At 71.7% G+C, this 22,188-nt stretch carries 27 protein-coding genes; 11 read left to right on the top strand and 16 right to left on the bottom strand.

Translation table 11 applies throughout. The annotated features are described in order from the left end of the window. Window positions 1–48: 48 nt before the first annotated feature. On the bottom strand, window positions 49–1,038 hold the full coding sequence (locus tag ABZZ38_RS24185) for an aldo/keto reductase (RefSeq protein ID WP_356743452.1): 990 nt from the start codon (window positions 1,036–1,038) through the stop codon (window positions 49–51). Between the two features lie 56 nt (window positions 1,039–1,094). Further along, on the bottom strand, window positions 1,095–1,685 hold the full coding sequence (locus ABZZ38_RS24180) for a Uma2 family endonuclease (protein ID WP_356743450.1): 591 nt from the start codon (window positions 1,683–1,685) through the stop codon (window positions 1,095–1,097). 164 nt (window positions 1,686–1,849) lie between these two features. Here ABZZ38_RS24180 and ABZZ38_RS24175 point away from each other — a divergent pair, with 164 nt between their 5' ends. Further along, complete coding sequence (locus tag ABZZ38_RS24175) at window positions 1,850–2,131, top strand: ribosomal protein L7/L12 (RefSeq protein ID WP_356743447.1); 282 nt, start codon at window positions 1,850–1,852, stop codon at window positions 2,129–2,131. 82 nt (window positions 2,132–2,213) lie between these two features. After that, window positions 2,214–2,633, top strand: a complete 420-nt coding sequence (locus ABZZ38_RS24170; protein WP_356743444.1) for a PPOX class F420-dependent oxidoreductase — start codon at window positions 2,214–2,216, stop codon at window positions 2,631–2,633. A 41-nt stretch (window positions 2,634–2,674) separates the two neighbouring features. Here ABZZ38_RS24170 and ABZZ38_RS24165 read toward each other — a convergent pair whose 3' ends face one another. Further along, on the bottom strand, window positions 2,675–3,133 hold the full coding sequence (locus tag ABZZ38_RS24165) for a hypothetical protein (protein ID WP_356743441.1): 459 nt from the start codon (window positions 3,131–3,133) through the stop codon (window positions 2,675–2,677). A 127-nt stretch (window positions 3,134–3,260) separates the two neighbouring features. Between ABZZ38_RS24165 and ABZZ38_RS24160 the strand changes: the two genes are divergently transcribed. Beyond that, complete coding sequence (locus ABZZ38_RS24160; RefSeq protein ID WP_356743439.1) at window positions 3,261–4,238, top strand: GlxA family transcriptional regulator; 978 nt, start codon at window positions 3,261–3,263, stop codon at window positions 4,236–4,238. Between the two features lie 29 nt (window positions 4,239–4,267). Then, entirely contained in the window at window positions 4,268–5,671 is a 1,404-nt protein-coding gene (locus ABZZ38_RS24155) for a hypothetical protein (RefSeq protein ID WP_356743437.1), read from the top strand. A gap of 1 nt (window position 5,672) precedes the next feature. Here ABZZ38_RS24155 and ABZZ38_RS24150 read toward each other — a convergent pair whose 3' ends face one another. Continuing rightward, the gene (locus tag ABZZ38_RS24150; protein WP_356743435.1) at window positions 5,673–5,909 is read right to left on the bottom strand and encodes a DUF397 domain-containing protein; all 237 of its coding nucleotides are present in this window, start codon (window positions 5,907–5,909) and stop codon (window positions 5,673–5,675) included. After that, window positions 5,906–6,724, bottom strand: a complete 819-nt coding sequence (locus ABZZ38_RS24145; RefSeq protein ID WP_356743433.1) for a helix-turn-helix transcriptional regulator — start codon at window positions 6,722–6,724, stop codon at window positions 5,906–5,908. The genes ABZZ38_RS24150 and ABZZ38_RS24145 overlap by 4 nt, the downstream gene beginning before the upstream one ends. An 82-nt stretch (window positions 6,725–6,806) precedes the next feature. Here ABZZ38_RS24145 and ABZZ38_RS24140 point away from each other — a divergent pair, with 82 nt between their 5' ends. The 4 genes from ABZZ38_RS24140 to ABZZ38_RS24125 all read left to right on the top strand — a co-directional run bounded on the left by ABZZ38_RS24140 (window position 6,807) and on the right by ABZZ38_RS24125 (window position 9,549). After that, complete coding sequence (locus ABZZ38_RS24140; protein ID WP_356743500.1) at window positions 6,807–7,217, top strand: hypothetical protein; 411 nt, start codon at window positions 6,807–6,809, stop codon at window positions 7,215–7,217. Between the two features lie 98 nt (window positions 7,218–7,315). Continuing rightward, entirely contained in the window at window positions 7,316–8,359 is a 1,044-nt protein-coding gene (locus ABZZ38_RS24135) for a hypothetical protein (RefSeq protein ID WP_356743431.1), read from the top strand. 432 nt (window positions 8,360–8,791) lie between these two features. Next, window positions 8,792–9,130, top strand: coding sequence for a hypothetical protein (locus tag ABZZ38_RS24130; RefSeq protein WP_356743429.1), 339 nt, complete (start codon window positions 8,792–8,794; stop codon window positions 9,128–9,130). Between the two features lie 248 nt (window positions 9,131–9,378). Beyond that, window positions 9,379–9,549: a hypothetical protein gene (locus tag ABZZ38_RS24125; protein ID WP_356743427.1), complete on the top strand. Its 171-nt coding sequence runs from the start codon at window positions 9,379–9,381 to the stop codon at window positions 9,547–9,549. Window positions 9,550–9,570: 21 nt separating this feature from the next. Here ABZZ38_RS24125 and ABZZ38_RS24120 read toward each other — a convergent pair whose 3' ends face one another. Both ABZZ38_RS24120 and ABZZ38_RS24115 read right to left on the bottom strand, forming a co-directional pair. Further along, window positions 9,571–9,957 (bottom strand): phage holin family protein, encoded by a 387-nt coding sequence (locus ABZZ38_RS24120; RefSeq protein ID WP_356743425.1) that lies wholly within the window; start codon window positions 9,955–9,957, stop codon window positions 9,571–9,573. A gap of 48 nt (window positions 9,958–10,005) precedes the next feature. Next, window positions 10,006–10,692: a GDSL-type esterase/lipase family protein gene (locus ABZZ38_RS24115; protein ID WP_356743423.1), complete on the bottom strand. Its 687-nt coding sequence runs from the start codon at window positions 10,690–10,692 to the stop codon at window positions 10,006–10,008. A gap of 60 nt (window positions 10,693–10,752) precedes the next feature. Here ABZZ38_RS24115 and ABZZ38_RS24110 point away from each other — a divergent pair, with 60 nt between their 5' ends. Then, a complete protein-coding gene (locus ABZZ38_RS24110) occupies window positions 10,753–11,766 on the top strand; it encodes a WD40 repeat domain-containing protein (RefSeq protein ID WP_356743421.1) in 1,014 nt (337 codons plus the stop codon). A 66-nt stretch (window positions 11,767–11,832) separates the two neighbouring features. Here ABZZ38_RS24110 and ABZZ38_RS24105 read toward each other — a convergent pair whose 3' ends face one another. Further along, the gene (locus ABZZ38_RS24105) at window positions 11,833–12,606 is read right to left on the bottom strand and encodes a TetR/AcrR family transcriptional regulator (RefSeq protein ID WP_356743419.1); all 774 of its coding nucleotides are present in this window, start codon (window positions 12,604–12,606) and stop codon (window positions 11,833–11,835) included. A 145-nt stretch (window positions 12,607–12,751) separates the two neighbouring features. Between ABZZ38_RS24105 and ABZZ38_RS24100 the strand changes: the two genes are divergently transcribed. Both ABZZ38_RS24100 and ABZZ38_RS24095 read left to right on the top strand, forming a co-directional pair. Continuing rightward, window positions 12,752–13,714, top strand: coding sequence for an ATP-binding cassette domain-containing protein (locus ABZZ38_RS24100; RefSeq protein WP_356743417.1), 963 nt, complete (start codon window positions 12,752–12,754; stop codon window positions 13,712–13,714). After that, window positions 13,711–14,553: an ABC transporter permease gene (locus ABZZ38_RS24095; protein WP_356743415.1), complete on the top strand. Its 843-nt coding sequence runs from the start codon at window positions 13,711–13,713 to the stop codon at window positions 14,551–14,553. Before ABZZ38_RS24100 ends, ABZZ38_RS24095 begins: the two co-directional genes overlap by 4 nt. Window positions 14,554–14,679: 126 nt before the next feature. Here the strand turns inward: ABZZ38_RS24095 and ABZZ38_RS24090 are convergent, their stop codons facing one another. The 8 genes from ABZZ38_RS24090 to ABZZ38_RS24055 form a co-directional block, all read right to left on the bottom strand. Next, a complete protein-coding gene (locus ABZZ38_RS24090; protein ID WP_356743413.1) occupies window positions 14,680–15,393 on the bottom strand; it encodes a DUF4360 domain-containing protein in 714 nt (237 codons plus the stop codon). 269 nt (window positions 15,394–15,662) lie between these two features. Further along, complete coding sequence (gene serC / locus ABZZ38_RS24085) at window positions 15,663–16,781, bottom strand: phosphoserine transaminase (RefSeq protein ID WP_356743411.1); 1,119 nt, start codon at window positions 16,779–16,781, stop codon at window positions 15,663–15,665. Window positions 16,782–16,888: 107 nt separating this feature from the next. Continuing rightward, window positions 16,889–18,127, bottom strand: a complete 1,239-nt coding sequence (locus ABZZ38_RS24080) for a cytochrome P450 (protein WP_356743409.1) — start codon at window positions 18,125–18,127, stop codon at window positions 16,889–16,891. Continuing rightward, entirely contained in the window at window positions 18,124–19,353 is a 1,230-nt protein-coding gene (locus ABZZ38_RS24075) for a cytochrome P450 (protein ID WP_356743407.1), read from the bottom strand. The genes ABZZ38_RS24080 and ABZZ38_RS24075 overlap by 4 nt, the downstream gene beginning before the upstream one ends. Beyond that, window positions 19,350–19,943 (bottom strand): ATP/GTP-binding protein, encoded by a 594-nt coding sequence (locus ABZZ38_RS24070; RefSeq protein WP_356743405.1) that lies wholly within the window; start codon window positions 19,941–19,943, stop codon window positions 19,350–19,352. Before ABZZ38_RS24070 ends, ABZZ38_RS24075 begins: the two co-directional genes overlap by 4 nt. Further along, window positions 19,924–20,301 carry a DUF742 domain-containing protein gene (locus ABZZ38_RS24065; RefSeq protein WP_356743403.1) on the bottom strand — a complete coding sequence of 126 codons (378 nt, stop codon included), beginning with the start codon at window positions 20,299–20,301 and terminating at the stop codon, window positions 19,924–19,926. Before ABZZ38_RS24065 ends, ABZZ38_RS24070 begins: the two co-directional genes overlap by 20 nt. Further along, entirely contained in the window at window positions 20,298–20,705 is a 408-nt protein-coding gene (locus ABZZ38_RS24060; protein ID WP_356743401.1) for a roadblock/LC7 domain-containing protein, read from the bottom strand. Before ABZZ38_RS24060 ends, ABZZ38_RS24065 begins: the two co-directional genes overlap by 4 nt. Next, window positions 20,702–22,042: an ATP-binding protein gene (locus tag ABZZ38_RS24055; RefSeq protein WP_356743399.1), complete on the bottom strand. Its 1,341-nt coding sequence runs from the start codon at window positions 22,040–22,042 to the stop codon at window positions 20,702–20,704. Before ABZZ38_RS24055 ends, ABZZ38_RS24060 begins: the two co-directional genes overlap by 4 nt. Window positions 22,043–22,188 lie beyond the last annotated feature (146 nt).

Here is a 22,188-nt window from a genome sequence, read left to right as displayed (position 1 = left end):
CTCGTGCTGATGTTCGTGATCGTCGCGGTGGCCTCGGTGCTCTGATCCCTACCAGGCGAAGGCCTCCGGGGACGGACCCGGCCCCGGGAAGATCGTGTCCAGCTCCTGGAGGATCTCGTCCGAGAGCTCCAGCTCGGCCGCCCGCAGCGCGGAGTCGAGCTGCTCGGCCGTGCGCGGCCCGACGATCGGCCCCGTCACCCCCGGCCGGGTGAGCAGCCATGCCAGGGCGACCTCGCCCGGCGGCAGCCCGTGCTTGTCGAGGAGGTCCTCGTACGCCTGGACCTGCTCGCGTACGGCGGTGCTGGCGAGGGCGTCCGCCGAGCGTCCCTCCGTGCGGCGAGCGCCCTCGCTCTCCTTCTTGAGTACGCCGCCGAGCAGTCCGCCGTGCAGCGGGGACCACGGGATGACGCCGAGGCCGTAGTCCCGCGCGGCCGGGATGACCTCCATCTCGGCGCGGCGCTCGGCGAGGTTGTAGAGGCACTGCTCGCTGACGAGGCCGACCATGCCGCGCCCGGCCGCGATCTCGTTGGCCTGGGCGATCTTGTAGCCGGGGAAGTTGCTCGACCCCGCGTAGAGGATCTTGCCCTGCTGGATCAGGACGTCGACGGCCTGCCAGATCTCCTCGAAGGGCGTACGCCGGTCGATGTGGTGGAACTGGTAGAGGTCGATGTAGTCGGTGCCCAGCCGCTTGAGGCTGGCTTCGACGGCCCGCCGGATGTTGAGGGCGGAGAGCCGGTCGTGGTTGGGCCAGACGTCCCTGTCGGCCCCCATGTTCCCGTACACCTTGGTGGCGAGCACGACTTTGTCGCGGCGGCCGGTGCCCCGGGCGAACCAGGAACCGATGATCTCCTCGGTGCGGCCCTTGTTCTCGCCCCAGCCGTAGACGTTGGCGGTGTCGAAGAAGTTGATGCCGGCGTCGATCGCGGCATCCATGATGGCGTGGCTGCCGGCCTCGTCGGTCTGCGGCCCGAAGTTCATGGTGCCGAGAACGATGCGACTGACCTTGAGTCCGGTGCGTCCGAGCTGCGTGTACTTCATGACCGTACAGCCAACGCCTTCGAGTCCGCTCAAGGCAAGGGTGCCCTGCGGTCGCGTCAGTCCCGGGGAAAATCAGCGGTGTTCAGGACGATGCCGGCCGGCGTCCCGCTGAGGTCGACCGGCTCCCCGAAGTCGAACCTGGCGTCCACGGTGTACTCCTCACCCTTCGGGTGGGTGTGGAGGACGCACCTGCCTGTGTAGGGGTCGACGATGAGGTGGGCGGGCACCTTGGCGGCGGCGTAGGCGGCCTTCTTGGGCCCGTAGTCGTTCAGGCCGGTGCTGCGGGAGATGACCTCGGCGACGAACTTGACGTCCTGGTGACGCCACAGGCCCCTGTCGTCCTTCGCGGCCCCCTCGGCGATGAGCGTCAGGTCGGAGGCGAAGCCGTTGAGGTGACCGGGGTAGTCGATGCGTACATCGGACTTCAGCAGTTTCCTGGCATGCTTTGCCCGGAGTTGTTCGTAGATGTCCAGGATGATGTCCCAGTGGGTGTCCCGCTGCGGCGACATGAAGATGTGCCCCCCGACGATCTCGGCCTTGTATCCCTCGGGGACGCCCATCCGCTCAAGCGCCTCGAACATCTCGTCCAGGGTCCGCTCGTCGCTGCTGTCGGCCATGTCGATCCTGTCGGTGTCTACGACGGTCATCGTGGCGCTCTTCCCCGCTGCCGCGTGTGTGCATGCAGCCGCGCGCTCCAACGATACGCACGGTGACCACGACACGCCGGTGGCGAGAACTGGCGCCAAGCAGGGGCCGTGTGCGGTCGAGCGGTCGAATCGGTCCGGGGCGGGCGGCTCTAGGCTCTCCGGTCATGGACATAGCACTCATCCTCCTGGTCGTCGTCTTCATCGGCCTGGCGGCGGCCGGCACCGAGCAGAAGGTCAAGCGCGTCAACCGCCGCATCGCCCGGCTGGAGACCAAGGTCGACCTCATCCTCGACCACCTCGGCATCGATCACACCGATCCGGAGCTGGAGCGGGTCCGCGCGCTGGTGCGGCAGGACAAGAAGATCGAGGCGATCAAGGCCTACCGCGAGATCACCGGCGCGGACCTGGTGGAGGCCAGGAACGCGGTCGACCGCATGGACGCGTAGGACTGGCGCGCGGTGGCGGGGGCACCCCACGTGGGAAAGAGTCGAAGCGTCGAAGCGCGCGTACGTGTCACGGAGGGTGCCCATGTCGAAACCACCGCTTCCCGAAGAGGCAGTCGCGATGCTGGCCAAGCCCAATCCGGCCGTCATCTCGACCCTCCGCCCGGACGGCCAGCCGGTGTCCGCGGCCACCTGGTACCTCTGGGACGACGGCCGGGTCCTCGTCAACATGGACGAGGGACGCAAACGGCTCCAGCACGTGCGCGGCGACCCGCGCGTGACGCTCACCGTGCTGGACGAGTCCAACTGGTACACGCACCTCAGCATCATCGGCCGCGTCACCGAGCTCCACGAGGACATGGAGCTCGCCGACTCCGACCGGCTGTCCCAGCACTACCTGGGCCAACCCTACGGCCGGCGCGACCGTCGGCGGTTCAGCGCGTGGATCGAGGTCGACCGCTGGCACGGCTGGGGCACTCTGAAGGACACCGACCAGCCCGGGTGACCCCGTGCCGGTCCGAGCGGGGCGAGGCCCTGGGGTGGTGATCACCACCAGAGCGGGAGCAGGATTCCCACCGCGCCGAGGAGGTCGACGACGCCGCACCACTCGGACCAGGCCCGGGGGACGACCCGGCCCGTGCGGTGGTGGACGAAGTCCCAGGCGGCGTGGGCGAGCCAGCCGGCCGCGACCAGCCAGCGGGCGGCCGGCTCGTCGGTGATCACGGCGACCGCCGCCAGGCCCGTGAAGCCGAGGAGCCCCGCCAGCTGGAGTGCGAGGGTCCGGCGATGACCGAGCTCGCCTCGGAACGCGCCGAAGGCCAGGTAGATGAGAGGCATGGTCACGAGCACCCCGGCCAGGGTGTCGACGGGCGGGCTGCCGTCACCGAACGTGACGGCCACCATGGCGAGCGCGAGCCATGTGGGCCAGCGGTGCCCCAGTCTGCGCAGGGCCGAGGGGCGGATCGCGGGGTCGGTCGGGTGGGCGGCGGTGCGTTCGGTCGCCATGAGGTCTCCAGGGAGCCGGGCGGGGAGTTTCCCCCACTCTGGGCCGGGAGCGGGCCGGTATCGACGGCCCGGCTCCGGACATGTCCCGAACCTTGGGGTACCGGTCCTTCCGGCATAGGGTGCCCGCATGACGGAGCGGCTGGTGGCGGTCGTCGGGTACGACTCCGCCGAGTTACTGGACATCGCCTGCGTGACCACCACCCTCGCCATGGCCAACGACCTCGGCGCCCCCGCCCGCCCCTACCGGGTGCTGGTCGCCGCCCCGGGTGGTGGACCCATCACGTGCGGATCCGGCCTCACCCTCCACAGCCAGCAGGGTCTCGAACGCCTCATCGGCCCCCTGGACACGCTGATCGTCTCCGGCGGTGTCGGCTCCGAGCGGGCCGCCGACGACCCCCGGCTGGTCGGGCACGTCCGCAGGCTCGCCGGGGAAAGCCGCCGGGTGGCCTCCCTCTGCACCGGCGCCGCCGTCCTCGCCGCCACCGGCCTGCTCGACGGCCACCGCGCCACGACCCACTGGCGGTTCGCGTCCCGGCTCGCCGCCCGTCACCCGGCGGTCACGGTCGACCCCCGCCCCATCTACATCCGTGAGGGCAACGTCTCCACGGCGGCGGGCATCACGAGCGCCCTGGACCTCACCCTCGCCTTCATCGAGGAGGACCACGGCGCCGAACTCGCCCGCCAGGTCGCCCGACACCTGGTCACCTACCTCCAACGCCCCGGCAACCAGGCCCAGATGAGCATGTTCACCGCCGCCCCGCCACCCCGGAACGACGCGGTCCGGCGGCTCGTCGACCACATCACGGGCCACCCGGACGCCGATCTCGGCACGGACGCGCTGGCCGCCCGCGCCGGCGTGACCCGCCGCCATCTGACCCGGCTGTTCCTGGAGCACCTCGGCGTGACACCGGGCCAGTACGTGCGCCGGGCCCGCGTCGAGGCAGCCGCCCACCTCCTGGTCTCGACCCGGCTCCCCATGGCCTCGGTCGCCGCCCGGTGCGGCTTCGGCTCCGCCGAGACCCTCCGCCAGGCCTTCACCGGCCACTACGGCATCCCCCCGTCCCGCTACCGCGACGCCAACACCGCGGTAGACGCCGCTCCTTGACCTGACAGCCGTTGGTAGCGTCCGGACTCATGGGAAGAGCGACCTGGGCGACCAGGATTCTGGGCGGGGGCGCGCTGCTGTCGGCGGTGGCCGCGATGGTGAGTCTGCTGTTCCGGGCGGGGGCTCCCATGTGGAGGGTGGACGTGGTGGTACTCGGGGCGGCGGCCCTGTTGGCAGCCGCCGCCTGGATCCGGGTCGCGTCCAGGTGTACACCGAGCGGGCCGCCGATCGTGGCGGACCGCCCGCCCGGGCCTCCCGCGCGCATACCGCTGCCGTGGCTGCACCGGCTGCGCCCGTTCGTCGTCTTCTGGTGCCTGCTGCCGATGCCCGCCTTCTTCGTCGACCTGGCCTCCCGCCCGGACGGCGCGGACCTGGAGCGCGTACACGTCTTCCGTACCGAGGGCGCCCAGGTGGCCCAAGGCACGATCGTCTCCGTGGAACGGCTCACCGGCAGCCCGGACAGCGTCTGGCAGACGCACACCGGTGACGTGACCGTCGAGGTCCGGCGTGACTCCGGCCGCGAGCGGATCCGCGTCACCGGCGCCATGCTGGGGTCCCGCCGGTCGTCCGGTGAGCAGGTGCACGTGCTGTACCAGCCGGGGAAGCCGGAGCTCGGCGGTGTGATCGACGAGGGCACCGACCTGCGCCGTTACGTGGAGTCCTCCTCGCCGTTCGCCGTGGCGGGGCCGACCGACGGAGGGTGGACCACCCTGGGGCTCACGGGCATCGCCCTCTTCGTCTCGCTGTGCCTGCTCGGGGACGTACGGCCACACATCGCCACCCGTATCCTCCGGGACAACGCGCGCAGCGGCCCGCTGCCCGCCGTACGGGCCCGGATCACCCGGGCCCGGCGGGACGACCACACCACGCTCGGGGAGCGCGACGGCACCACCAGCACCACCTCGCTCCACCGGCTGACCCTGGTGTGCGAGGACGGCGCGGAACTGTACGCGACCGCCGAGGACACCCCCCATCACGAACTGCCCACCCTCGCCGCCGAACTGCGCGACCGCCCCGGCTGGCTGTGCGGCGCCCGGGACTGGCGGCTGATCGGGGGCAGTCAGCCCGTGGTGTTCGTGACCGACGAGGGCGAGGCGCTGTGGCTCCGCCTGGACCGCGACACCTTCGAGACGGTCCTCGCCCCCACGGACGTCCGCCCGGTGGTGGACCGCCCGGTACGCCCCGTCCCGCGCCGTACGGTCGTCGTGGCGGCGGCCCACCTGCCCTGGCTCGGCGGACTCGTCCTCGCCTACGCGCTCCTGCTGCCCGTCCTTCTCGGCGCCCCCGGCTGGGGGCTTTCGCTCAGCCTGTGCCTGTTCTCAGGGGCGGTGACGGCCGCGTCCTGGGTCGTCCTGTCCCGGCGCGGGGAGCGGCTCGCGCGCCGGGCGGACGGCTGGGACCTGCACGAGACCCGGGACCCGGCGCTGGGGTGAGTCAGCGCTGGGCGGTGAGGAACGCGACCCAGGCGGCGGGGGAGAGGGCGAGGGCGGGGCGGGCGGTGTCCTTGGAGTCCCGGACGTGGACGGTGTGGGGGCAGGCGGCGACCTCGACGCAGTCGCCGCCCTGGTCGCCACTGTAGGAGGACTTGGTCCAGGTGAAGGCGACCTCGACGCACTCGCCCTGTTGGCTACCGCTATAGCTGCTCTTGAACCAGTCGAGGTTGGTGTTCATAGGTCTTGTGCCACCTGTTCGATGAGTTCGGCGGAGTCTTCCGGGGTGAGGGCCTGTGCGCGCAGGGCGCCATACCGTGCGAACACGTCCCCCATGTCCGGCTGTTCGCTGAGAAAGTACCTCCCGCCCTGCCCCTCGACATAGACGAGCTGACTGCGCCGTTCCGCAGTGTCCAACAAGGTGAAGGGGCCGTTGAGCCCGGCGTGCGTCCGCCGATCCTTCGGCATCACCTGGATGTCCACGTTGCGCAGTTTCCCGATGTCGAGGATGTGCAGGAGGTTCTCCCTGAGGACCGTCGGTCCTCCAAGGGGGCGGCTGAGCGCTGCCTCCTCCAGTACGAAACTGATGAGAGGCGTCGGCCTGCGGTGGAACACCTTCTGCCGTGCGAGTCGAGCCGTCACGCCGGCTTCGATCTCCTCGTCATCCAGTGATGGGCAAGCGCAGCGGAAGACTGCCCGTGCGTAGGGCTCGGTCTGCAGGAGGCCGGGGATCAGATGGCTCTCGTACTTGTGGATGCCCGCAGCCTTCGCCTCCTCCTCCAAGTAGTCCTCGAACCAAGCCGCCACTCCACTCGCGGTCAGCTCCTGCGCCACCTCCATCAGTGCACCTTGTGCACCCACCAGCTCGTCCGCCAGCTCGACGAAGTTGCCCCTCGGGCGGCGCTCGCCTCGCTCGATCATGGCCACCTGGGACTTGGAATACCCCGTGTGCCTGCCCAGCGCCTCCTGTGAGACCTTCGCCCGCTCCCGGTGGAAGCGCAGCAGCCGTCCGAACGCCTTCGCGGCGCCCGGAGTGCCGTTGTTCCCGATGTTCACGCCCGACCTCCCCAGGTGCACAGCCCGTCACAAACACCTTGTGGTGCTGGTCACAGTAGAACCGGGCCGCAAAGCTGGCCGCATGAATCCGCGCAATTCACTTGACACGGTGCCGTCTTGGGTTCCGGCGTCCGGGCATGCCCTGCGGCATGCGGGCATTCACTTCGACGCCGTACGCATCGGCGGCTATCTCGGCGAGGAAGTGGCGTACGAACTCATGCAGTTCACGGACTTCCAGGCCGGGCCGATCGTCCGGGAGCTCACCGGTGAGCAGAACCTGTACTTCCTCCTGCCGCCCCAGACCGCAGCCGCCTTCGCCTGGCCGGCGGGGGCGCGGGCGCTGAGCCGGAACGGGCGCTCCGCCGCCTTCGTCGGTATCCCGGCGCTCGACGGGCTCACATGGCCGCTGGACTGGAGGTCGCGGCCCACCGGGGAAGTGCCCTTCGTGGAACCGGACTTGCTGCACGAAACGGTGGTTCGTGCTGTACGGTGACCGCGTCATCACGCTCCGTACCAAATGGGGCGGTCCCCGGGGGTGCGCCAACACCGTCCGAGGACCTTCATCACCAGTGGAATAGAGGTCCACCAGAAATGCTTCGGCATGCTATCGCGCCGGTTCGGCGCTACACCAAGGTTTCGCACGACGTCGTACGCCATCGGCGCCTGAGCAGCGACGCCAAGATCCTGATCATTCTCATTCAGGGGATGCGCGAAGACGAGCTCGACAAGCCGCTCGGTGAGCACGCGGAAGGGCTGGGCATGAAGCCCCGGGCCTATCAGCGGGCCAAGGAGGAGCTCATCGCGTGCGGCTACTACCACGAGTGGAAGTGGCAGGGGGCGCGCGGGCGTTGGGTCACCGAGCAGCTCATGTCGAACGTCACCCTCACGCGTGAGGAGGCGAACGACGTCCGGGACGGCGTCCCGGCCCTCCCCTCGGACCCGCCCCCGTCTCCTCCGGCCTTTCCCGCTCCTCCGGTCTCTCCGAGTGCCCAGGAACCGACCGTCGGTGAACCGGAACCCCCGCAGGTCGGCGATTCCCCTCCGGAAGACGAAAACCGGGAGAAGAACAACCCCCACCTCCCACCCGAAGTGGCGGCACCCGAAGCGGTGGCGCCCGTAACGGCCGCCCCGGAGGCGGAGGCGCCACCGGCGCCCGAAACGGCCGCCCCGGAGGCGGAGGCGCCCCCGGCACCCGAAGTGGTCGCGGCCGAGCGGGTGTTGCTGTCGCTGCGCCATACGCACCGGTCCCTGCTGCTGGGGGTCCGGGAGGCCCGTGGGCTGGCCGACGCGGCGGCGGAGTGGCTGCGGCGCGGCCTGACCACGGCAGACCTGCACCACGCCCTGACCTCGGGGCTGCCGCGCGACGGGGTCCGCTCGGCGGTGGGGTTCCTGCGTCACCGCCTGGTCGAGAAACTCCCCGTACCGGCGGCCGAGGCTCCTGCGGCGCCGCCCCGAAGCGCCCTGGTGGCCTGCGCGGGGCCGGGCGACGAGCACCTGTTCCGGCCCGTCGGCGACGAGACCCACTGCGGCCCCTGCCGCCGTGACGCAGCCGCCAGAGCCTCCGCCCCGTCCGCTCGCCGGAGCCGCGTCTCCTGGCGCGCCCTCGTCGAGCAGGAGGCCTCCGTCCGGGCGTAGGTCCTACGCTGCTGCCGTAGGTGACCGGCAGTCGCCGGAGGGCGATCCCGGGCCTCCGGTGAGCGGCGAGCCCGGGGGCACGGCGCTGCGGCGCCTGCGCGTCGGGCCGTATCGCGCCACGTACGGGATCGACGGTTCACGCGTCGCGATCAGGGTTCTGATGGTCCGTCAGCACCCAGGTACGACCGGGTGCCGGGGTGGCTCGCGGACGGCGAGGCAGGGCAGGCGCTGACCACGTATCGAACGTGAAGGCCGCTCTCACCGAGGTTTTCGGTGGCCCCTTCCAGTCAAGGCCACGGCCGGCCAGCCGCTCTGACGCGGAATGACATATCGGCGTGTTGCCCCCGAAATGGGACAAAGGTTGCTTAACCTTCAAGTCGTACGGTTCCACCCATCACGGATCACGTCGACTCTGACGGAAGTGGAGATGTTGTGCGCAAGATTCGCAATGCTGCCCTGGTAGCTGCCATGCTCGGGAGCTTCAGCATGTTCGGGGCCGGTGTCGCCGCAGCCTCCGACGCCGCCGACTCCTACGGCGACCAGGTCAGCAAGGACGGCAACCTGGTCGTCTGCGAGCAGGAGTCTCGGATCAGCGATGACACCTACCAGATCGGCCTCATCAACATCGCCGGGCCCATCACCCTCCTCGGCAGCGGCCCGGCGACCGCGACCTCGGTCCAGCAGATCTGCAGTGGCGGTGACACCCTGGCCGGGAACGGTGCCGCCGCCGAGACGGGAACGGGACTGGACCTCGGCCTCGACCTTCTGTAACGACGCGTGGCGCGTACCAGCGCTCGCCGGCGAGCGGGAAACGGGCGGACCCGTTGACCTCGGCCGACTCGGGCAGCAGCGTGAAGCACTGCTGTGGGCCCGACTTGCGAGCCATGGTGTCCAGCCCGTCGACTGCTTGAACCACAGGAGGAGGGCGCTTTCACGCCCGTCGCACTAGGCAGTCGGGTGGTGGACCGCGAGCCGTTCATGCAGGCGCTCGGCTGGGGATTCCCAGCCGAGCGTCTTGCGTGGGCGGCTCTTGTGTTCGGGCGCGCCGGCGGCCGGAAGCGCTCCTGGGCGAGACCAACCTGCCGGACACCCACCGCAAGCGCCACCGGGCCGTGGCCACGGGATACGACAAGCCCGCCGTCCGCCGCGAGGCGACCGTGCTGGTGGCGGTCCTCAACGAGTGGTTGTGAGCCGGCGTTCGCGTATGAACCCTAGGCGGCTTCCTGGGTGCGCCGGGAGGGGAGGGCGAGGAGGGCAAAGACCGTGGCCCGGACGATGAGGCCGCCGAGGAGCGCCGTGAGGATGCCGTCGACGTGGAGGCCGCTCTGAATCCGGCCTTCCAGCCAGGAGACGAGCAGCCAGATGAGGGCATCCTGGACGATGCCGATCGCGCCGAGGATCAGCAGCATGACGGCGGGCGCGGTCCTGATGTCGTTCGGATAGCTGTAGATCAGCTGGTTGATGATCATGAACACCATGGCTGCCAGGAACACCGACGTGAAGGGCAGGGTGTGGGGCGAGGGCGATATGCCGGGCAGCAGGAAGGTGGCCAGGGCCACCCCGAGGATCGAGCCCAGGAAGCGTTTCGGTTTATGCATGACCGGATGATCGCATCCGGTGTGTGGCGGGGCGAGGTTGACGGACCGTCAGGCAGGCGGGGCGTACGGGCCGCCCACGCCCCACGCCTGGTGCATCGCCGTCGCGAAGGCCGCCGCCAGCTTGTGCTCGCCGGACGGGCCGGGGTGGGTGCCGTCGTAGGTGTCGGTGTGGATGTCGTACGTCTCCGGGGGCGTCGCCAGGAGGAGCGGGGAGCCGGGGGCGTCGAGGTCGGCGACCGCCTTGGCCAGCAGCTCGTTGAAGCGGGCGCACTCGGCGGCGAAGGGCTCCTCGTCGCGGGCGCGGATGTTGGGGATCACCGGGAGGAGCACCGCGCGCAGGCGCGGGTTGGCGGCGCGGGCCTCGCGGACGAAGGCGCGGGTGTTCTCGGCGGTCTGGGCGCTGTTGGTGTAGAAGCCGAGGTCTATCAGGCCGAGGGAGACCAGCAGGACGTCCGCCCCGGTGGCGGCGACCGCCTCGCCGATCAGCGGCGCCATGTGGAGCCAGCCCTCGCCCCAGCCGGCCAGGTGCCTGCGGGCGTCCTCGGGGAAGGCCGGGTCGGCGTAGGCGTGGGAGACCGGGGCGGCGGCGTCCGTGTCGTACAGCTCGGTGCGCGGGCCGACGATGTCGTACGGGCCGTCGAAGGTGGTGTCGAGGTGCTGCCACATGCGGTAGCGCCAGGTGTAGTCGCCGGCGCGTCCGATGGTCATGGAGTCGCCGACGAACATGAAGCGCATGGGCCTCATCATCCCCGACCGGGGCGGTGGAGTGCGATGTGACCATGGACACTGGGGGGTATGGCTGCGTTGGCTTCGGTGCGTACGACGGTGGGTCTGGCCCTGGGGGCGGTGGTGCTGTCCGCGGCTCCCGCGGGGGCGGCGGACGACGAGGGCTTCGCCCTGGAGGATCCGCGGATCACCGAGTCCAGCGGCCTCGCGGCCAGCCGCGCCCATCCGGGCGTCTACTGGACGCACAACGACCAGGACGGGCCGCGGGTGTTCGCGGTGGACTCCCGGACGGGGCGGACGGTGGCGACGGTCACCCTCCGCGGGGTGGGCACGCCGCGCGACATGGAGGCCATCTCGGTCGGGCCGGACGGGGCCGTGTACGTCGGGGACATCGGGGACAACCTGAACGGCTCCTGGGACCACGTGTGGATCTACCGCTTCCCCGAGCCGGAGCAGCTGCGCGACCAGGCCGTGGACGCCACGCAGTACACCGTCCGGTACGCCGACGGCCCCCGCAACGCCGAGGCGCTCATGGTCCACCCGAAGACGGGCCGCGTGTACATCGCGTCGAAGAACGAGGACGGGGGCGGCCTGTACGAAGGGCCCGCGCGGCTGTCGGCGAAGGGTGCGAACGTCTTCCGGCGCATCGGCGAGGTGCCGTGGGTGACGGACGGGGCGTTCTCGCCGGACGGGACGCACCTGGTGCTGCGCGGCTACTTCAGCGCGCGGGCGTACGCGTGGGAGGGCGGCGGGCTCGGGGCGGAGAAGCCGGTGCGCGCTCCGTTCCAGGGGCAGTCGGAGTCGGTGACGTACACGCCGGACGGGACGGCGTTGCTGTTCGGCTCGGAGGGGAAGGGCAGCGAGGTCGCGCGCGTGCCGGTGGAGAAGGCGGGCGGGGGGACATCGGGCGGGAGCGGCGCGGATGCCGGGAGGTCCCCGGCGCCGGGTGGTTCACCGGGCGCCGACGGCGGCGGGTCCGGCGGGCAGGGGGGCGACGGGGGGACGAACGTCACCCTCGGCATGGTCGTCATCGGTGCCGTCGTCCTGCTCTTCGGCGCGAAGCGGCTCCGCCGGCGCGGCTGAACGCCGCTTCCGAGGACCCTCGCGCCCGCGTCCCTCGCGCCTGCCTCCCTCGCGCCGCTTCCGACGTCACTCCCGCCGCTCGGCGGCGCGGCGCGCGACCAGTGACTCGAAGCCGGCGAGCAGCGCGCGCAGACCGAAGGCGAAGTGGTCGAAGTCGGTCGAGAAGGTGTCCTCGGAAAGCGCGGCGATCAGGGGGTAGTCACCGCTCGCCATGGCGCGGCTGAGGACCGGCTCCTGCCGTTTCCAGAACTCCTCGTCGCTGACGCCCGTCTCCTTCGCCGCCTGCACGGCGTCGGCCTCCATGCGCACGATGCCGCTGACGAAGGACTCCACCGCCAGGATCACCGAGACGGTCTCGGGGTCGGTCAGCCCCATGCTCTTGAGCCCGGTGAGGGCCAGCTCCAGGCCTTGCAGGGCGCCCGGGCCGAGAACCGTACGGGCCTGGTTGACCTTCAGCAGCCAGGGGTGGCGGCGGTAGAGGTCGAGGTTGGTGCGGGCCATGGTCTCCACGGCGTGGCGCCAGTCGGGGGGCGGCGGCGCGTCCGGGTCGACCCGGGCGCGGCGGACGCGGTCGAGCATCAGGTCGAGCAGCTCGGCCTTGCCGGGGACGTACCGGTACAGCGACATCGTGCCGACGCCCAGTTCGGCGGAGAGGCGGCGCATCGAGACGGCGTCCAGGCCCTCCGCGTCGGCGACCTCGATGGCGGCGGTGACGACCCGGTCCAGGGTCAACCCGCGTTTCGGCCCGCGGGTGCCCGGCTCGTCGCTGCCCCAGAGGAGTTCCAGGCTGCGCACGATGTCGCCGCTGCCGCTCGTCGCCGTCGTCTTCTCGCTGCTCATGGCGCCAGCGTAATTCCCTGGACAAAAACTGAGTACGGTGTACGGTTCGTTGGGTACGGTGTACTCAGTTTCCGGGCGGGTCCGGTTTCGGCGGATCCGGTCTCCGGACGGGTGCGGTTCGCGAGCGGTTCAACGGGAGGGCGACATGAACGACTGGGCGGTACGGGCCGAGGGCCTGGAGAAGCGGTACGGGGAGAAACGGGCACTGGACGGCTTGGACCTCGCCGTGCGCCCCGGCACCGTGCACGGGCTGCTCGGCCCGAACGGTGCGGGCAAGACCACCGCCGTACGGGTGCTGGCCACCCTGCGCCGCTTCGACGGCGGGCGCGCCGAGGTCGCCGGGGTCGACGTGGCCCGCGACCCCCGCCGCGTACGCGGCCTGATCGGGCTCACCGGGCAGTACGCCGCCGTGGACGAGGTGCTCAGCGGCCGGCAGAACCTGGAGATGTTCGGGCGGCTGTTCCACCTGGGCGGCCGGCGGGCCCGGGACCGCGCCGCCGAGCTGCTGGAGCGGTTCGGCCTCACCGAGGCCGCCGACAAGGGCGTCGAGGGCTACAGCGGCGGCATGCGCCGGCGCCTGGACCTGGCCGCCTCCATGATCCTCGCCCCGCGCGTGCTGTTCCTCGACGAGCCGACGACCGGGCTCGACCCGCGCGGACGCGGCGAGGTCTGGGACGCCGTACGGGCGCTCGTCCAGGACGGCACGACGGTGCTGTTGACGACGCAGTACCTGGAGGAGGCCGACAGGCTGGCCTCCCGCGTCACCGTCATCGACCGGGGCCGCGCCATCGCCGACGACACCCCCGAGGCGCTCAAGGACCGCGTCGGGGGCGACCGCATCGAGGTCGTCGCGGCCGAGCGCGCCGACCTGCCGCTGGTCGCCAAGACCGTGGCCCGCGTCTGCGCCGGCGAGCCGCACGTCGACGACGCCCAGCGCCGGGTGCACGCACCCGTCACCGACCGGGTGGCGGCGCTCACCGAGGTGGCCAGGTCGCTCCAGGACGACGGCGTCCAGGTCGAGGACATCGGACTGCGCAGGCCGAGCCTCGACGATGTGTTCCTGCGCCTGACCGGTCACGTGACCGACGAGGAGGTGACGGCGGCATGAGCGGCACCGTGCAACCCGTCCCGCGGCCCGGCGCGGGGCGCGGGCGGGCGTACTGGGCGGTCGCCGACTGCCTGAACGTCGTACGCCGCCACCTGACCCACTATCAGCGCAAGCCGGTCTACATCGCCTGGCAGCTGGGCTTCCCGATCCTGTCGGTCCTGCTGTACGGATACGTCTTCGGCGGCGCGATGAAGCCGCCGGGCGGCGGAGGGGCCGCGGACTACCGGGACTTCCTCATGCCGGGCATGTTCGTGATGACGATGGCGTTCGGCTTCATCAACACCGCCACCGCCGTGGTCACCGACGCCAGCAAGGGCGTCATCGACCGGTTCCGCTCCATGCCGATGGCGCCGTCCGCGGTGGTCACCGGACGCGGGGTGACGGATGTGATCATCGCCTGCGCGGAGCTGACCATCCTGGCGTCGACGGCGTTCGCGATGGGCTGGCGCGCGGACGGCGGTTTCGCCGGGACGGTGGGAGCCTTCGGGCTGCTGCTGCTCCTGCGGTACGCCCTGACGTGGGTGGGCATCTGGCTCGGGCTGCTGGTGCCGAACCCGGAGGCGGCCGGCGGCCTGTTCGCCGTCGCCTTCCCGCTCACCATGATCTCCAGCGTGTTCGTGCAGCCCGCCACGATGCCCGGCTGGCTGGGCACGATCGCCGCCTGGAACCCGATCTCCTCCACGGCGGCGGCGACGCGCGAGCTGTTCGGCAACCCGGTGGGCAGCGACGGCAGCTGGATCCAGGACAACGCGCCGCTCATGGCGGTGGTGTGGCCGCTGGTGCTCACCGCGGTCTTCCTGCCCCTGGCCGTACGGCGGTTCCAGCGGCTGGGCCGGTGAGGAGGGGGTGGGCCCGCGGAGGGGGCGCGGGCCCACCCGGTCACCGGGGCGGCGTCGGGACGGTGTCCGACGCCGGGGCGGCGGTGTTCACGCCGGGCGGCGGTGCGGTGCGCCGGGCGCCCGTGTTCACGCCGGGCACTCCTTCCACGCCAGGCGGTACACCGTCTTGATGTCACCGTCCGTCGAGTCCATGGCGATGAAGCTGTTCGTCTTCGCCGGGTCCGACGTGCCGGCGTTGACCCGGAGCTCGGTGTTGATGTTGAAGTTCCGCTTCACGCCGCAGGGCGCCCACACCAGCTGGCCCCAGTCGGTCGAGTCGGTCGCCTGCCAGTTGTTGTCGTACGGGCCCTTGTAGGGGTGGGACCTGACCGCCGTGTCGGGCGAGCCCTGGAAGTAGTACGACGCCCGCTGCACGGCGGTGGCGCCCGCCTCCAGGTGCGCGTAGCCGCGGTAGTCGGCGCCGGCGACCGCGTAGGTGAAGCCCTGCGGGACGTGGACGACCAGGTTGAGCTGGCAGTTCTTGCGGAAGTCGGTCGGCTCGGCGCCCAGGCCCACCTGGGCGAGGTAGTCGCTGTAGGTGACGGTGAAGGCGGTGTTGTCGGGGGCGACGGCGACGGCGGCGGTGCCCTGGGGGCAGCCGGAGCCGTTGACGGTCGCGATCTCGATCACGATCCTGTCGGGCGGAGCGACGATGGCGCGCGCCGTGGCGGCGGAGGCGCCGGGGGAGAGGGCCACGGAGGCGACCAGTGCCGCGGCGGCGCCGCCGACGGCCGTCGCCCTGGACGCCCTGGAGGTTCTGGTGACTGTGGAGGCTCGGAACGCTCTGGGCACTGTGGACATGGGACTCCGATCGGTTGCCTGTCGGCCGAAGTGGGGGGTTCAACCGTTGATGATGTGACCATGTCAATCCCGCGCGCCGTGAGGGCCGGGAGTGCTACGGAGGATAGGGAGCCGCGCCGGACCCGGATAGAGCGCTTATCGGCCGCATCCGGAACCCGACGTACCGCGCCCACGCGCCAGGGCGGCCCCACGCGCGGGGCCCGCGCGAAAGGCCCACGCGAAAGGGACCCGGCGCGCTCGGCGCCGGGCCCCTTCGGTGACCGCGGGGGTCAGAGCTTCTCGATCACGTGGTCGACGCACTTCGTCAGCGCCTCGACGTCCGACGGCTCGACCGCCGGGAACATCGCGACGCGCAGCTGGTTGCGGCCCAGCTTGCGGTACGGCTCGGTGTCCACGATGCCGTTCGCGCGCAGCACCTTGGCGACCGCGGCGGCGTCGATCTCGTCCGAGAAGTCGATCGTGCCGATGACCTGCGAACGCTTCGACGGGTCGGTGACGAACGGCGTCGCGTACTTGGACTCCTCGGCCCAGCCGTACAGCGTGCGCGAGGAGGCGGCGGTGCGGCCCGTCGACCACTCCAGACCACCCTGGCCGTTGATCCACTTCAGCTGCTCGTTGAGCAGGAACAGCGTGGCCAGGGCCGGGGTGTTGTACGTCTGGTTCTTCAGCGAGTTGTCGATCGCCGTCGGCAGGGAGAAGAACTCCGGGACGTGACGGCCGGAGGCGTGGACCCGCTGGGCGCGCTCCAGCGCCGCCGGGGAGAACACGCCGATCCACAGGCCGCCGTCCGAGGCGAACGACTTCTGCGGAGCGAAGTAGTAGACGTCGGACTGGGTGATGTCGACCGGCAGGCCGCCCGCGCCGGACGTCGCGTCGACGAGGACCAGCGCGCCCTCGTCGGCGCCCTCGACGCGCTTGACGGGGGCGGCGACGCCGGTGGAGGTCTCGTTGTGCGTGAACGCGTACACGTCGACGCCCGCCTCCGCGCGCGGCTCGGGGTGCGTGCCCGGGTCGGAGGAGATCACGGTCGGCTCCTCCAGCCACGGGGCCAGCTTGGCCGCCTTCGCGAACTTGGACGAGAACTCGCCGAAGGACAGGTGCTGCGACTTCGACTCGATGAGCCCGTGGGTCGCGATGTCCCAGAAGGCGGTGGAGCCGCCGTTGCCCAGGATCACCTCGTACCCGTCGGGCAGCGAGAAGAGCGCGCGTACGCCCTCGCGGACCTCGCCGACCAGGTTCTTGACCGGGGCCTGGCGGTGGGACGTACCGAGAAGAGAAGTGCCGGTGGCGGCCAGGGCGTCCAGCGCCTCCGTACGCACCTTGGAGGGGCCCGCGCCGAAACGGCCGTCGGCGGGCTTGATGTCAGCGGGAATCCGGATCTCAGCCACGAGCCGGAGCCTAGCCGCTGACGGACATGGCCGAGGACCGTGTCCGTCCGGTGAGACGTGGACATGAGACGCGTGGACATGAGGCGCGCGGGCGGGCCGGTCCGGCGTCACCCCAGCCGTACGGGCAGCTCGAAGAGGTCGTTCTGCGTGACGACCGGCTTGTTGCGCAGCTCCGACGCCGGCACGGCCAGGTCGAGTCCGGGGAAGCGCGCGTACAGGGCGGGCAGGGCCACGCCCGCCTCCAGGCGGGAGAGCGCCGCGCCGGGGCAGACGTGCGGGCCGTGGCCGAAAGCGATGTGGCGGTTGGGGGAGCGGGTCAGGTCGAAGACGCCCGCCGTCGGGCCGTGCTGCTTTTCGTCGCGGCCGATCGCGGCGTATGACACGATCAGCGCCTCCCCCTTCGGCAGGACCCTCTCGCCGACCGCGACGTCCTCCGTGGCGAACCGGATCAGTACATGGGAGGTGGGGGTGGAGAAGCGCAGGGTCTCCTCGACCACCGCGTCCCAGCCGATCTCGCCCGAAAGGACGAGTGCCCGCTGCTCGGGGTGGGCGGAGAGGTTCACCACCGCGTTGACGATCAGCGAGATCGTCGTCTCGTGACCGGCCGCCACCATCAGCTGGAGCGTGGAGACGATCTCCTCGTCGGTGAGGTGGTCGCCGTCCTCGGAGGCCGCGATCAGCGCGCTGGTCAGGTCGTCGCCCGGCTCCGCGCGGCGGGCCGCCACCACCTTCGCCATCATCCCCGCCAGCTCGCCGAGGGTCGCCACGACCTCCTCCGGCGGCGTCTGCGTCGAGAAGAACTTGTCGAACAGCACCTTCAGGCGGGGGTGGTCCGCCGGGTCGATGCCCATCAGGTCGCTGATCACGTACATGGGCAGGGGGTAGGCGAAGGCGGCCTTGAGGTCGACCGTCCCGCCCGCTCGGTACGGGGCGGCCAGGTCGTCCAGCAGGCCCTCGGTCAGCTCGGTGATCCGCTCCCGCATCCGCTCCACGCGGCGCGGGGTGAGCGCCTGCGCGACCAGGGTGCGCATCCGGCGGTGCTCCTCGCCGTCCACGGTGAGCATCGAGCGGCCCGGGTTGGCCAGGCCGATCAGCGGCCAGTCCCCCGGTATCTCACCGCGCTGCCAGGCACCCCACACACCGATGTCCTTGACGAGGCGCTTGTCGGTGAGCAGTTGGCGCGCCTCCTCGTGGTGCGTGACTGCCCACACCGGCACACCGCCCGGCAGGACGACGCGGGCGAGCGGGCCCGCGTCGCGCAGCCGGGCGCTCTCGCCGTCGAGGTCGGTGACGAACGGATCGAGGACGATCGGTTCACGGCCGAGGGAATCACCGGTCACGGTCATGGGGTGCCTCCGAGGGCGGGTGTCGGGGTGAACGTCACGGGCAGCTCGGTCAGACCGCTCAGCCACGGCGACGGGCGGCGGGTCAAGGACTCGGCCGGGACGGCGAGATCCAGGTCGGGCAGCCGGTCCAGCAGCACCTCGATCCCGGTCCGGGCGATGATCTCGGCGATCTCCTGCGCCGGGAACGGGCAGCGGTGCTCGCCGTGCCCGAAGGAGAAGTGCGCGCTGTTGCCGCCGGTGAGGGCGGAGTTGTCGATGTGGACCCGCGGGTCGGCGTTGGCCGCCGCCAGACCGAGCAGCAGCAGATCGCCCGCCTTGATGTCCCGGCCGCCCAGGCGGGTGTCGCGCGAGGCCCAGCGCCCGGCCACGTTCTGGGTCGGGGTGTCGGCCCACAGCACCTCGTTCATCGCCTCGGCGACGCTGTGCCGCCCGCCGGAGAGCGACGCCGCGAAGCGGTCGTCGGTCAGCATCAGCCGCAGCGAGTTGCCGATCCAGTCGGCGGTCGGCTGGTGGCCGGCCGCCATCATCACCATCAGGTCCTGCGCGAGCTCCTCAGGAGTGAAGCCGGACGTGTCGGCCACCATCCGCGACGCCACGTCGTCGCCCGGTGCCTCCCGCTTGGCGGCGAGCAGCGCGGCGATCGACTCCGCCAGGTGCCGCTGGCCCGCCAGCGCCCGCTCCCGGCCGTCGATCATGTCGTTCAGCGCGGTGACGAGTCCGGGGCCCTGCTCGTCGGGCACGCCGTAGATCCTCACCAGGACGCGGACGGGGAGCAGCATCGCGTACCGCGCGACGAGCTCCGTCTCGCCCTTGCCGCAGAACCCGTCGATGAGGCCGTCCGCGTACTCCTCGGCGTACCGGCGCAGGGTGAAGGGGTCGACGGACTCCAGGGCGCCCGCCACCATCGCGGCGCGCTGCCGGTGGCGCTCGCCGACCGTGTAGAGGATGGACGGCTGGCCGCGGCCGATCATCGGCAGGAGCGGCCAGTCGTCGGGGACGCGGTCCCACTGGTTCCACAGGGCGGAGTCACGGCTGAAGAGGACGGGGTCGCCGGTGACCTGGTGCAGCTCGCGGTAGTCGAGCACCAGCCAGGCCGGGATGTCCCCGTCGAGGACGACCGGGGCGACGGCGCCGTGCTCGCGCCGCAGCTCCCGGTAGAGGCCGGCGGGGTCGCTCTGGAACCGGGGCCCGGAGAGGGGGACGGGGGCGGGGCCGGTGGCGGTCATGGTCTTGTCTCCTGGAGCAGGCCGCGGAGGTGTTCCACGAGGTTGATCAGCACGTACTTGCTGGAGGAGCGGTCACGCGCGTCGCACTCGACGAGCGGTACGTGCGGGCCGAGGTCGAGCGCCTCACGGATCTCCTGCTCGGTGTGGACCGGGCCGCCGAAGTCGTTGCAGGCGACGATGAACGGCATGCCGTGGTGCTCCAGGCGGTCGATCGCGTACCAGGAGTCCGACAGGCGGCGGGTGTCGACGAGGACGACCGCGCCGAGCGTGCCGGAGAAGAGCCGGTCCCAGAGGAACCAGAATCGCTCCTGGCCGGGGGCGCCGAAGAGGTACAGGACGTTGCGGGCGTCCAGGGTGATGCGGCCGAAGTCGAACGCCACGGTGGTGGACGTCTTGGTGCCGACCGCGGCGAGGTCGTCGACGGCCTCGCCCGCGCGGGTCATCGTCTCCTCGGTGTTGAGCGGGCGTATCTCGCTGACGGAACGGACCAGCGTCGTCTTGCCGACCCCGAAACCGCCGACGATCACGATCTTCAGGCCGTTGTCGGCGGTACGGGCGAGGGGTGTCCGTTCAGAGGTTGCGGAGTCCAACGAGCACCTGCTCCAGGATGTCGGGGTCGGGGAGTCTGTACGCGGGGGTGGCCGGGTGGGCGGTGGCCGTGGAGGTACGCGGGTGGCGGGCGCTGATCCGGCCCGTGCCCAGCAGATCGGAGAGCAGGATGCGGGTGATGCTCACGGGCAGGGCGAGCCCGGCGGCCACCTCCACGACCGCCGTGGGCCGGCGGCACATGCGCAGGATCGCCGCGTGCTCGGACTGCATGCCGGGCACCGGGTCGGATTCGGCGACCACCAGGGTCACCAGGTCGAACGGCGTGTCCGGACCGGATCGGGCCCGGCCGCCGGTGAGGGTGTACAGCCGGTCCGGTGACTCGTCCCTCGGACCCCTCACGAGGACGTACGGGGCTCGGCGTGCAGGTGCTCGCCCAGCTGCTCGACCAGTTCGCTCATGGTGTGGCCGACCAGGCCGACATCGGCGTCCTCGTCGGCGACCACCGCGAGATGGGCGCCCTCCCCGGCCCCGACGATGAGCAGCACGCCCCCGTAGAACTCCGCCATCGCGGACCGTACGCCGCCGGTCCCGTCGCCGAACTCCATGGACGCGCCGTGCGACAGGCTCTGGATGCCGGCGGCGATGGCGGCCAGCTGGTCGGCCTGGTCGACGGAGAGCTCGGGGGTGCGGCACAGCTTGAGTCCGTCGCGGGACAGGACGAGGGCGTGCCGGGCGCCGGGGGTGCGCTGAAGAAGCCCCTCCAGCAGCCAGGTGAGCTTCTCGTCGGTCGTCGAAGTGGTCATTCGGAGGTGCCTTCCGTGGTGGTGCGTACCGCTTGGCGGAAGCTGTGGAAACGGGCGGCGGCGGCCTTCGCGGCCGGCCGGGCGACGGGCGTGCTGGGGGACGGCGGTGTGCCGAGGGGCGGCGGCGCCCCGTCGGGGTGCGCGGCGGCGAGCGTCTGTCCACGGCGGCGCCGGGGCAACGCGTCCCCGGTGGCGGGGGGCTGCGGGGTGGCCGGCGCGACGGGGGCGGGCGTGACGGGGGCCGGCGCGACGGGGGCCGGGGCGGTCGCCTCGCGGGCGGGAGTGGCCGTCCCGGTGGTGGTCAACCCTTTGGTGGCCGGCCTGCGGGTGGGCGGGGCCTCCGGGCGGGCGCGGGTGACCAGCTCCTGCGGGATCATCACCAGCACGCCCGTCCCGCCGCGCGCGGACGGGCGGAACGAGACGGTGAGACCGTGCTTGCGGGCGAGGCGGCCGACGACGGCCAGACCGAGACGGGTGCCGGACAGACCGGTGAGGTCCGTGTGCGCGGCGCCGACCGCCCGCTCGGCGCGGCGCAGCTGGACCTCGCTCATGACCAGGCCGCTGTCCTCGACGGCGACCACGAGCCCGGCCGCCACCTCCTCGACGTACACGTGTACTTCGGCGGTGGGCGGCGAGAAGTTCGCGGCGTTGTCGAGGAGTTCGGCCAGGGCGTGCATCACGCCCTCGGCGGCGTGGCCGGCGATGGCCGCGTCCGTGGCGCAGTGGAGCCGTACCCGCTGATAGCCGCCGATCCGGCCCATCGCGCCGCGCAGGATGGACTCCATCACGATCGGCTTCGCCCACCGGCGGCCGGAGCGGGCGCCGGTGAGGACGGCGACGGAGTCGGCGAGGCGGCCCGCCTGCGCGGTGCGGTGGTCGAGCTGGAGCAGGTCGGCGAGGACGTCCTCGTCGGTGTGCCGGTGTTCCATCGCGCGCAGATCGGCCAGCATGCTCGTGGCCAGTGCCTGCATGCGCCCGGCCGCGTTGGCGCAGGCGGCCACGGCCGCGGCCCGGTTCGTCTCGCTGCGCGCGGCGTCCTCACGGGCCCGCGCGGTCTCCTCACGGGCGCGGGCGGCCTCCTCGCGGGCGCGGGCGGCCTCGGCGGCCCGGCGCGCGGCCTCGTCGGCCAGCGCGGCGTTCCGCGCGCGCAGCCGCCGGGCGGTGTCCCGCCCGTGGGCGGCGGCCGTGACGGCGGCGGTCAGCAGGACGGCGACCGAAGCCGCGCCCCACGAGAGCGGAGTCCGTACGGACCCGGGGGCCACGGCCACGGCGCCCGCGCACAGCAGACCGGTGACGACCGCCGACAGCAGCAGGGCCGGGAGGGTGGTGGGACGCACGTCGTCTCTGTCCTCAGGGGGGCGGGGCGGGGGCGGGGTGGGCGTGAAGGGGTGAGGAGTCGTCAGTTCCCAAAGAATCCCGGTCACTATAGGAGAGTTGTCGATCAGTTGGGGAAGATCTCATGCGCTTTCTTTGCGCGATCGCA

The sequence above is a fragment of the Streptomyces sp. NPDC006368 genome, from assembly GCF_040612535.1.
Classification (GTDB): Bacteria; Actinomycetota; Actinomycetes; order Streptomycetales; family Streptomycetaceae; genus Streptomyces.
The sequence above is the reverse complement of the archived record's forward strand: the minus strand, read 5'-3'. Positions and strand labels throughout refer to the sequence as shown.

What these genes read in the sequence shown, in the direction of transcription:
- ABZZ38_RS24090 (WP_356743413.1), bottom strand. Translation starts at nt 15,393, where the DNA reads ATGTCCACAGTGCCCAGAGCGTTCCGAGCCTCCACAGTCACCAGAACC.
- ABZZ38_RS24110 (WP_356743421.1), top strand. Translation starts at nt 10,753, where the DNA reads ATGGCTGCGTTGGCTTCGGTGCGTACGACGGTGGGTCTGGCCCTGGGG.
- ABZZ38_RS24155 (WP_356743437.1), top strand. Translation starts at nt 4,268, where the DNA reads ATGGGAAGAGCGACCTGGGCGACCAGGATTCTGGGCGGGGGCGCGCTG.
- ABZZ38_RS24080 (WP_356743409.1), bottom strand. Translation starts at nt 18,127, where the DNA reads ATGACCGTGACCGGTGATTCCCTCGGCCGTGAACCGATCGTCCTCGAT.
- ABZZ38_RS24100 (WP_356743417.1), top strand. Translation starts at nt 12,752, where the DNA reads ATGAACGACTGGGCGGTACGGGCCGAGGGCCTGGAGAAGCGGTACGGG.
- ABZZ38_RS24120 (WP_356743425.1), bottom strand. Translation starts at nt 9,957, where the DNA reads ATGCATAAACCGAAACGCTTCCTGGGCTCGATCCTCGGGGTGGCCCTG.
- ABZZ38_RS24175 (WP_356743447.1), top strand. Translation starts at nt 1,850, where the DNA reads ATGGACATAGCACTCATCCTCCTGGTCGTCGTCTTCATCGGCCTGGCG.
- ABZZ38_RS24105 (WP_356743419.1), bottom strand. Translation starts at nt 12,606, where the DNA reads ATGAGCAGCGAGAAGACGACGGCGACGAGCGGCAGCGGCGACATCGTG.
- ABZZ38_RS24185 (WP_356743452.1), bottom strand. Translation starts at nt 1,038, where the DNA reads ATGAAGTACACGCAGCTCGGACGCACCGGACTCAAGGTCAGTCGCATC.
- ABZZ38_RS24115 (WP_356743423.1), bottom strand. Translation starts at nt 10,692, where the DNA reads ATGCGCTTCATGTTCGTCGGCGACTCCATGACCATCGGACGCGCCGGC.
- ABZZ38_RS24060 (WP_356743401.1), bottom strand. Translation starts at nt 20,705, where the DNA reads ATGACCACTTCGACGACCGACGAGAAGCTCACCTGGCTGCTGGAGGGG.
- ABZZ38_RS24095 (WP_356743415.1), top strand. Translation starts at nt 13,711, where the DNA reads ATGAGCGGCACCGTGCAACCCGTCCCGCGGCCCGGCGCGGGGCGCGGG.
- ABZZ38_RS24170 (WP_356743444.1), top strand. Translation starts at nt 2,214, where the DNA reads ATGTCGAAACCACCGCTTCCCGAAGAGGCAGTCGCGATGCTGGCCAAG.
- ABZZ38_RS24180 (WP_356743450.1), bottom strand. Translation starts at nt 1,685, where the DNA reads ATGACCGTCGTAGACACCGACAGGATCGACATGGCCGACAGCAGCGAC.
- ABZZ38_RS24075 (WP_356743407.1), bottom strand. Translation starts at nt 19,353, where the DNA reads ATGACCGCCACCGGCCCCGCCCCCGTCCCCCTCTCCGGGCCCCGGTTC.
- ABZZ38_RS24140 (WP_356743500.1), top strand. Translation starts at nt 6,807, where the DNA reads ATGAATCCGCGCAATTCACTTGACACGGTGCCGTCTTGGGTTCCGGCG.
- ABZZ38_RS24160 (WP_356743439.1), top strand. Translation starts at nt 3,261, where the DNA reads ATGACGGAGCGGCTGGTGGCGGTCGTCGGGTACGACTCCGCCGAGTTA.
- ABZZ38_RS24135 (WP_356743431.1), top strand. Translation starts at nt 7,316, where the DNA reads ATGCTTCGGCATGCTATCGCGCCGGTTCGGCGCTACACCAAGGTTTCG.
- ABZZ38_RS24150 (WP_356743435.1), bottom strand. Translation starts at nt 5,909, where the DNA reads ATGAACACCAACCTCGACTGGTTCAAGAGCAGCTATAGCGGTAGCCAA.
- ABZZ38_RS24165 (WP_356743441.1), bottom strand. Translation starts at nt 3,133, where the DNA reads ATGGCGACCGAACGCACCGCCGCCCACCCGACCGACCCCGCGATCCGC.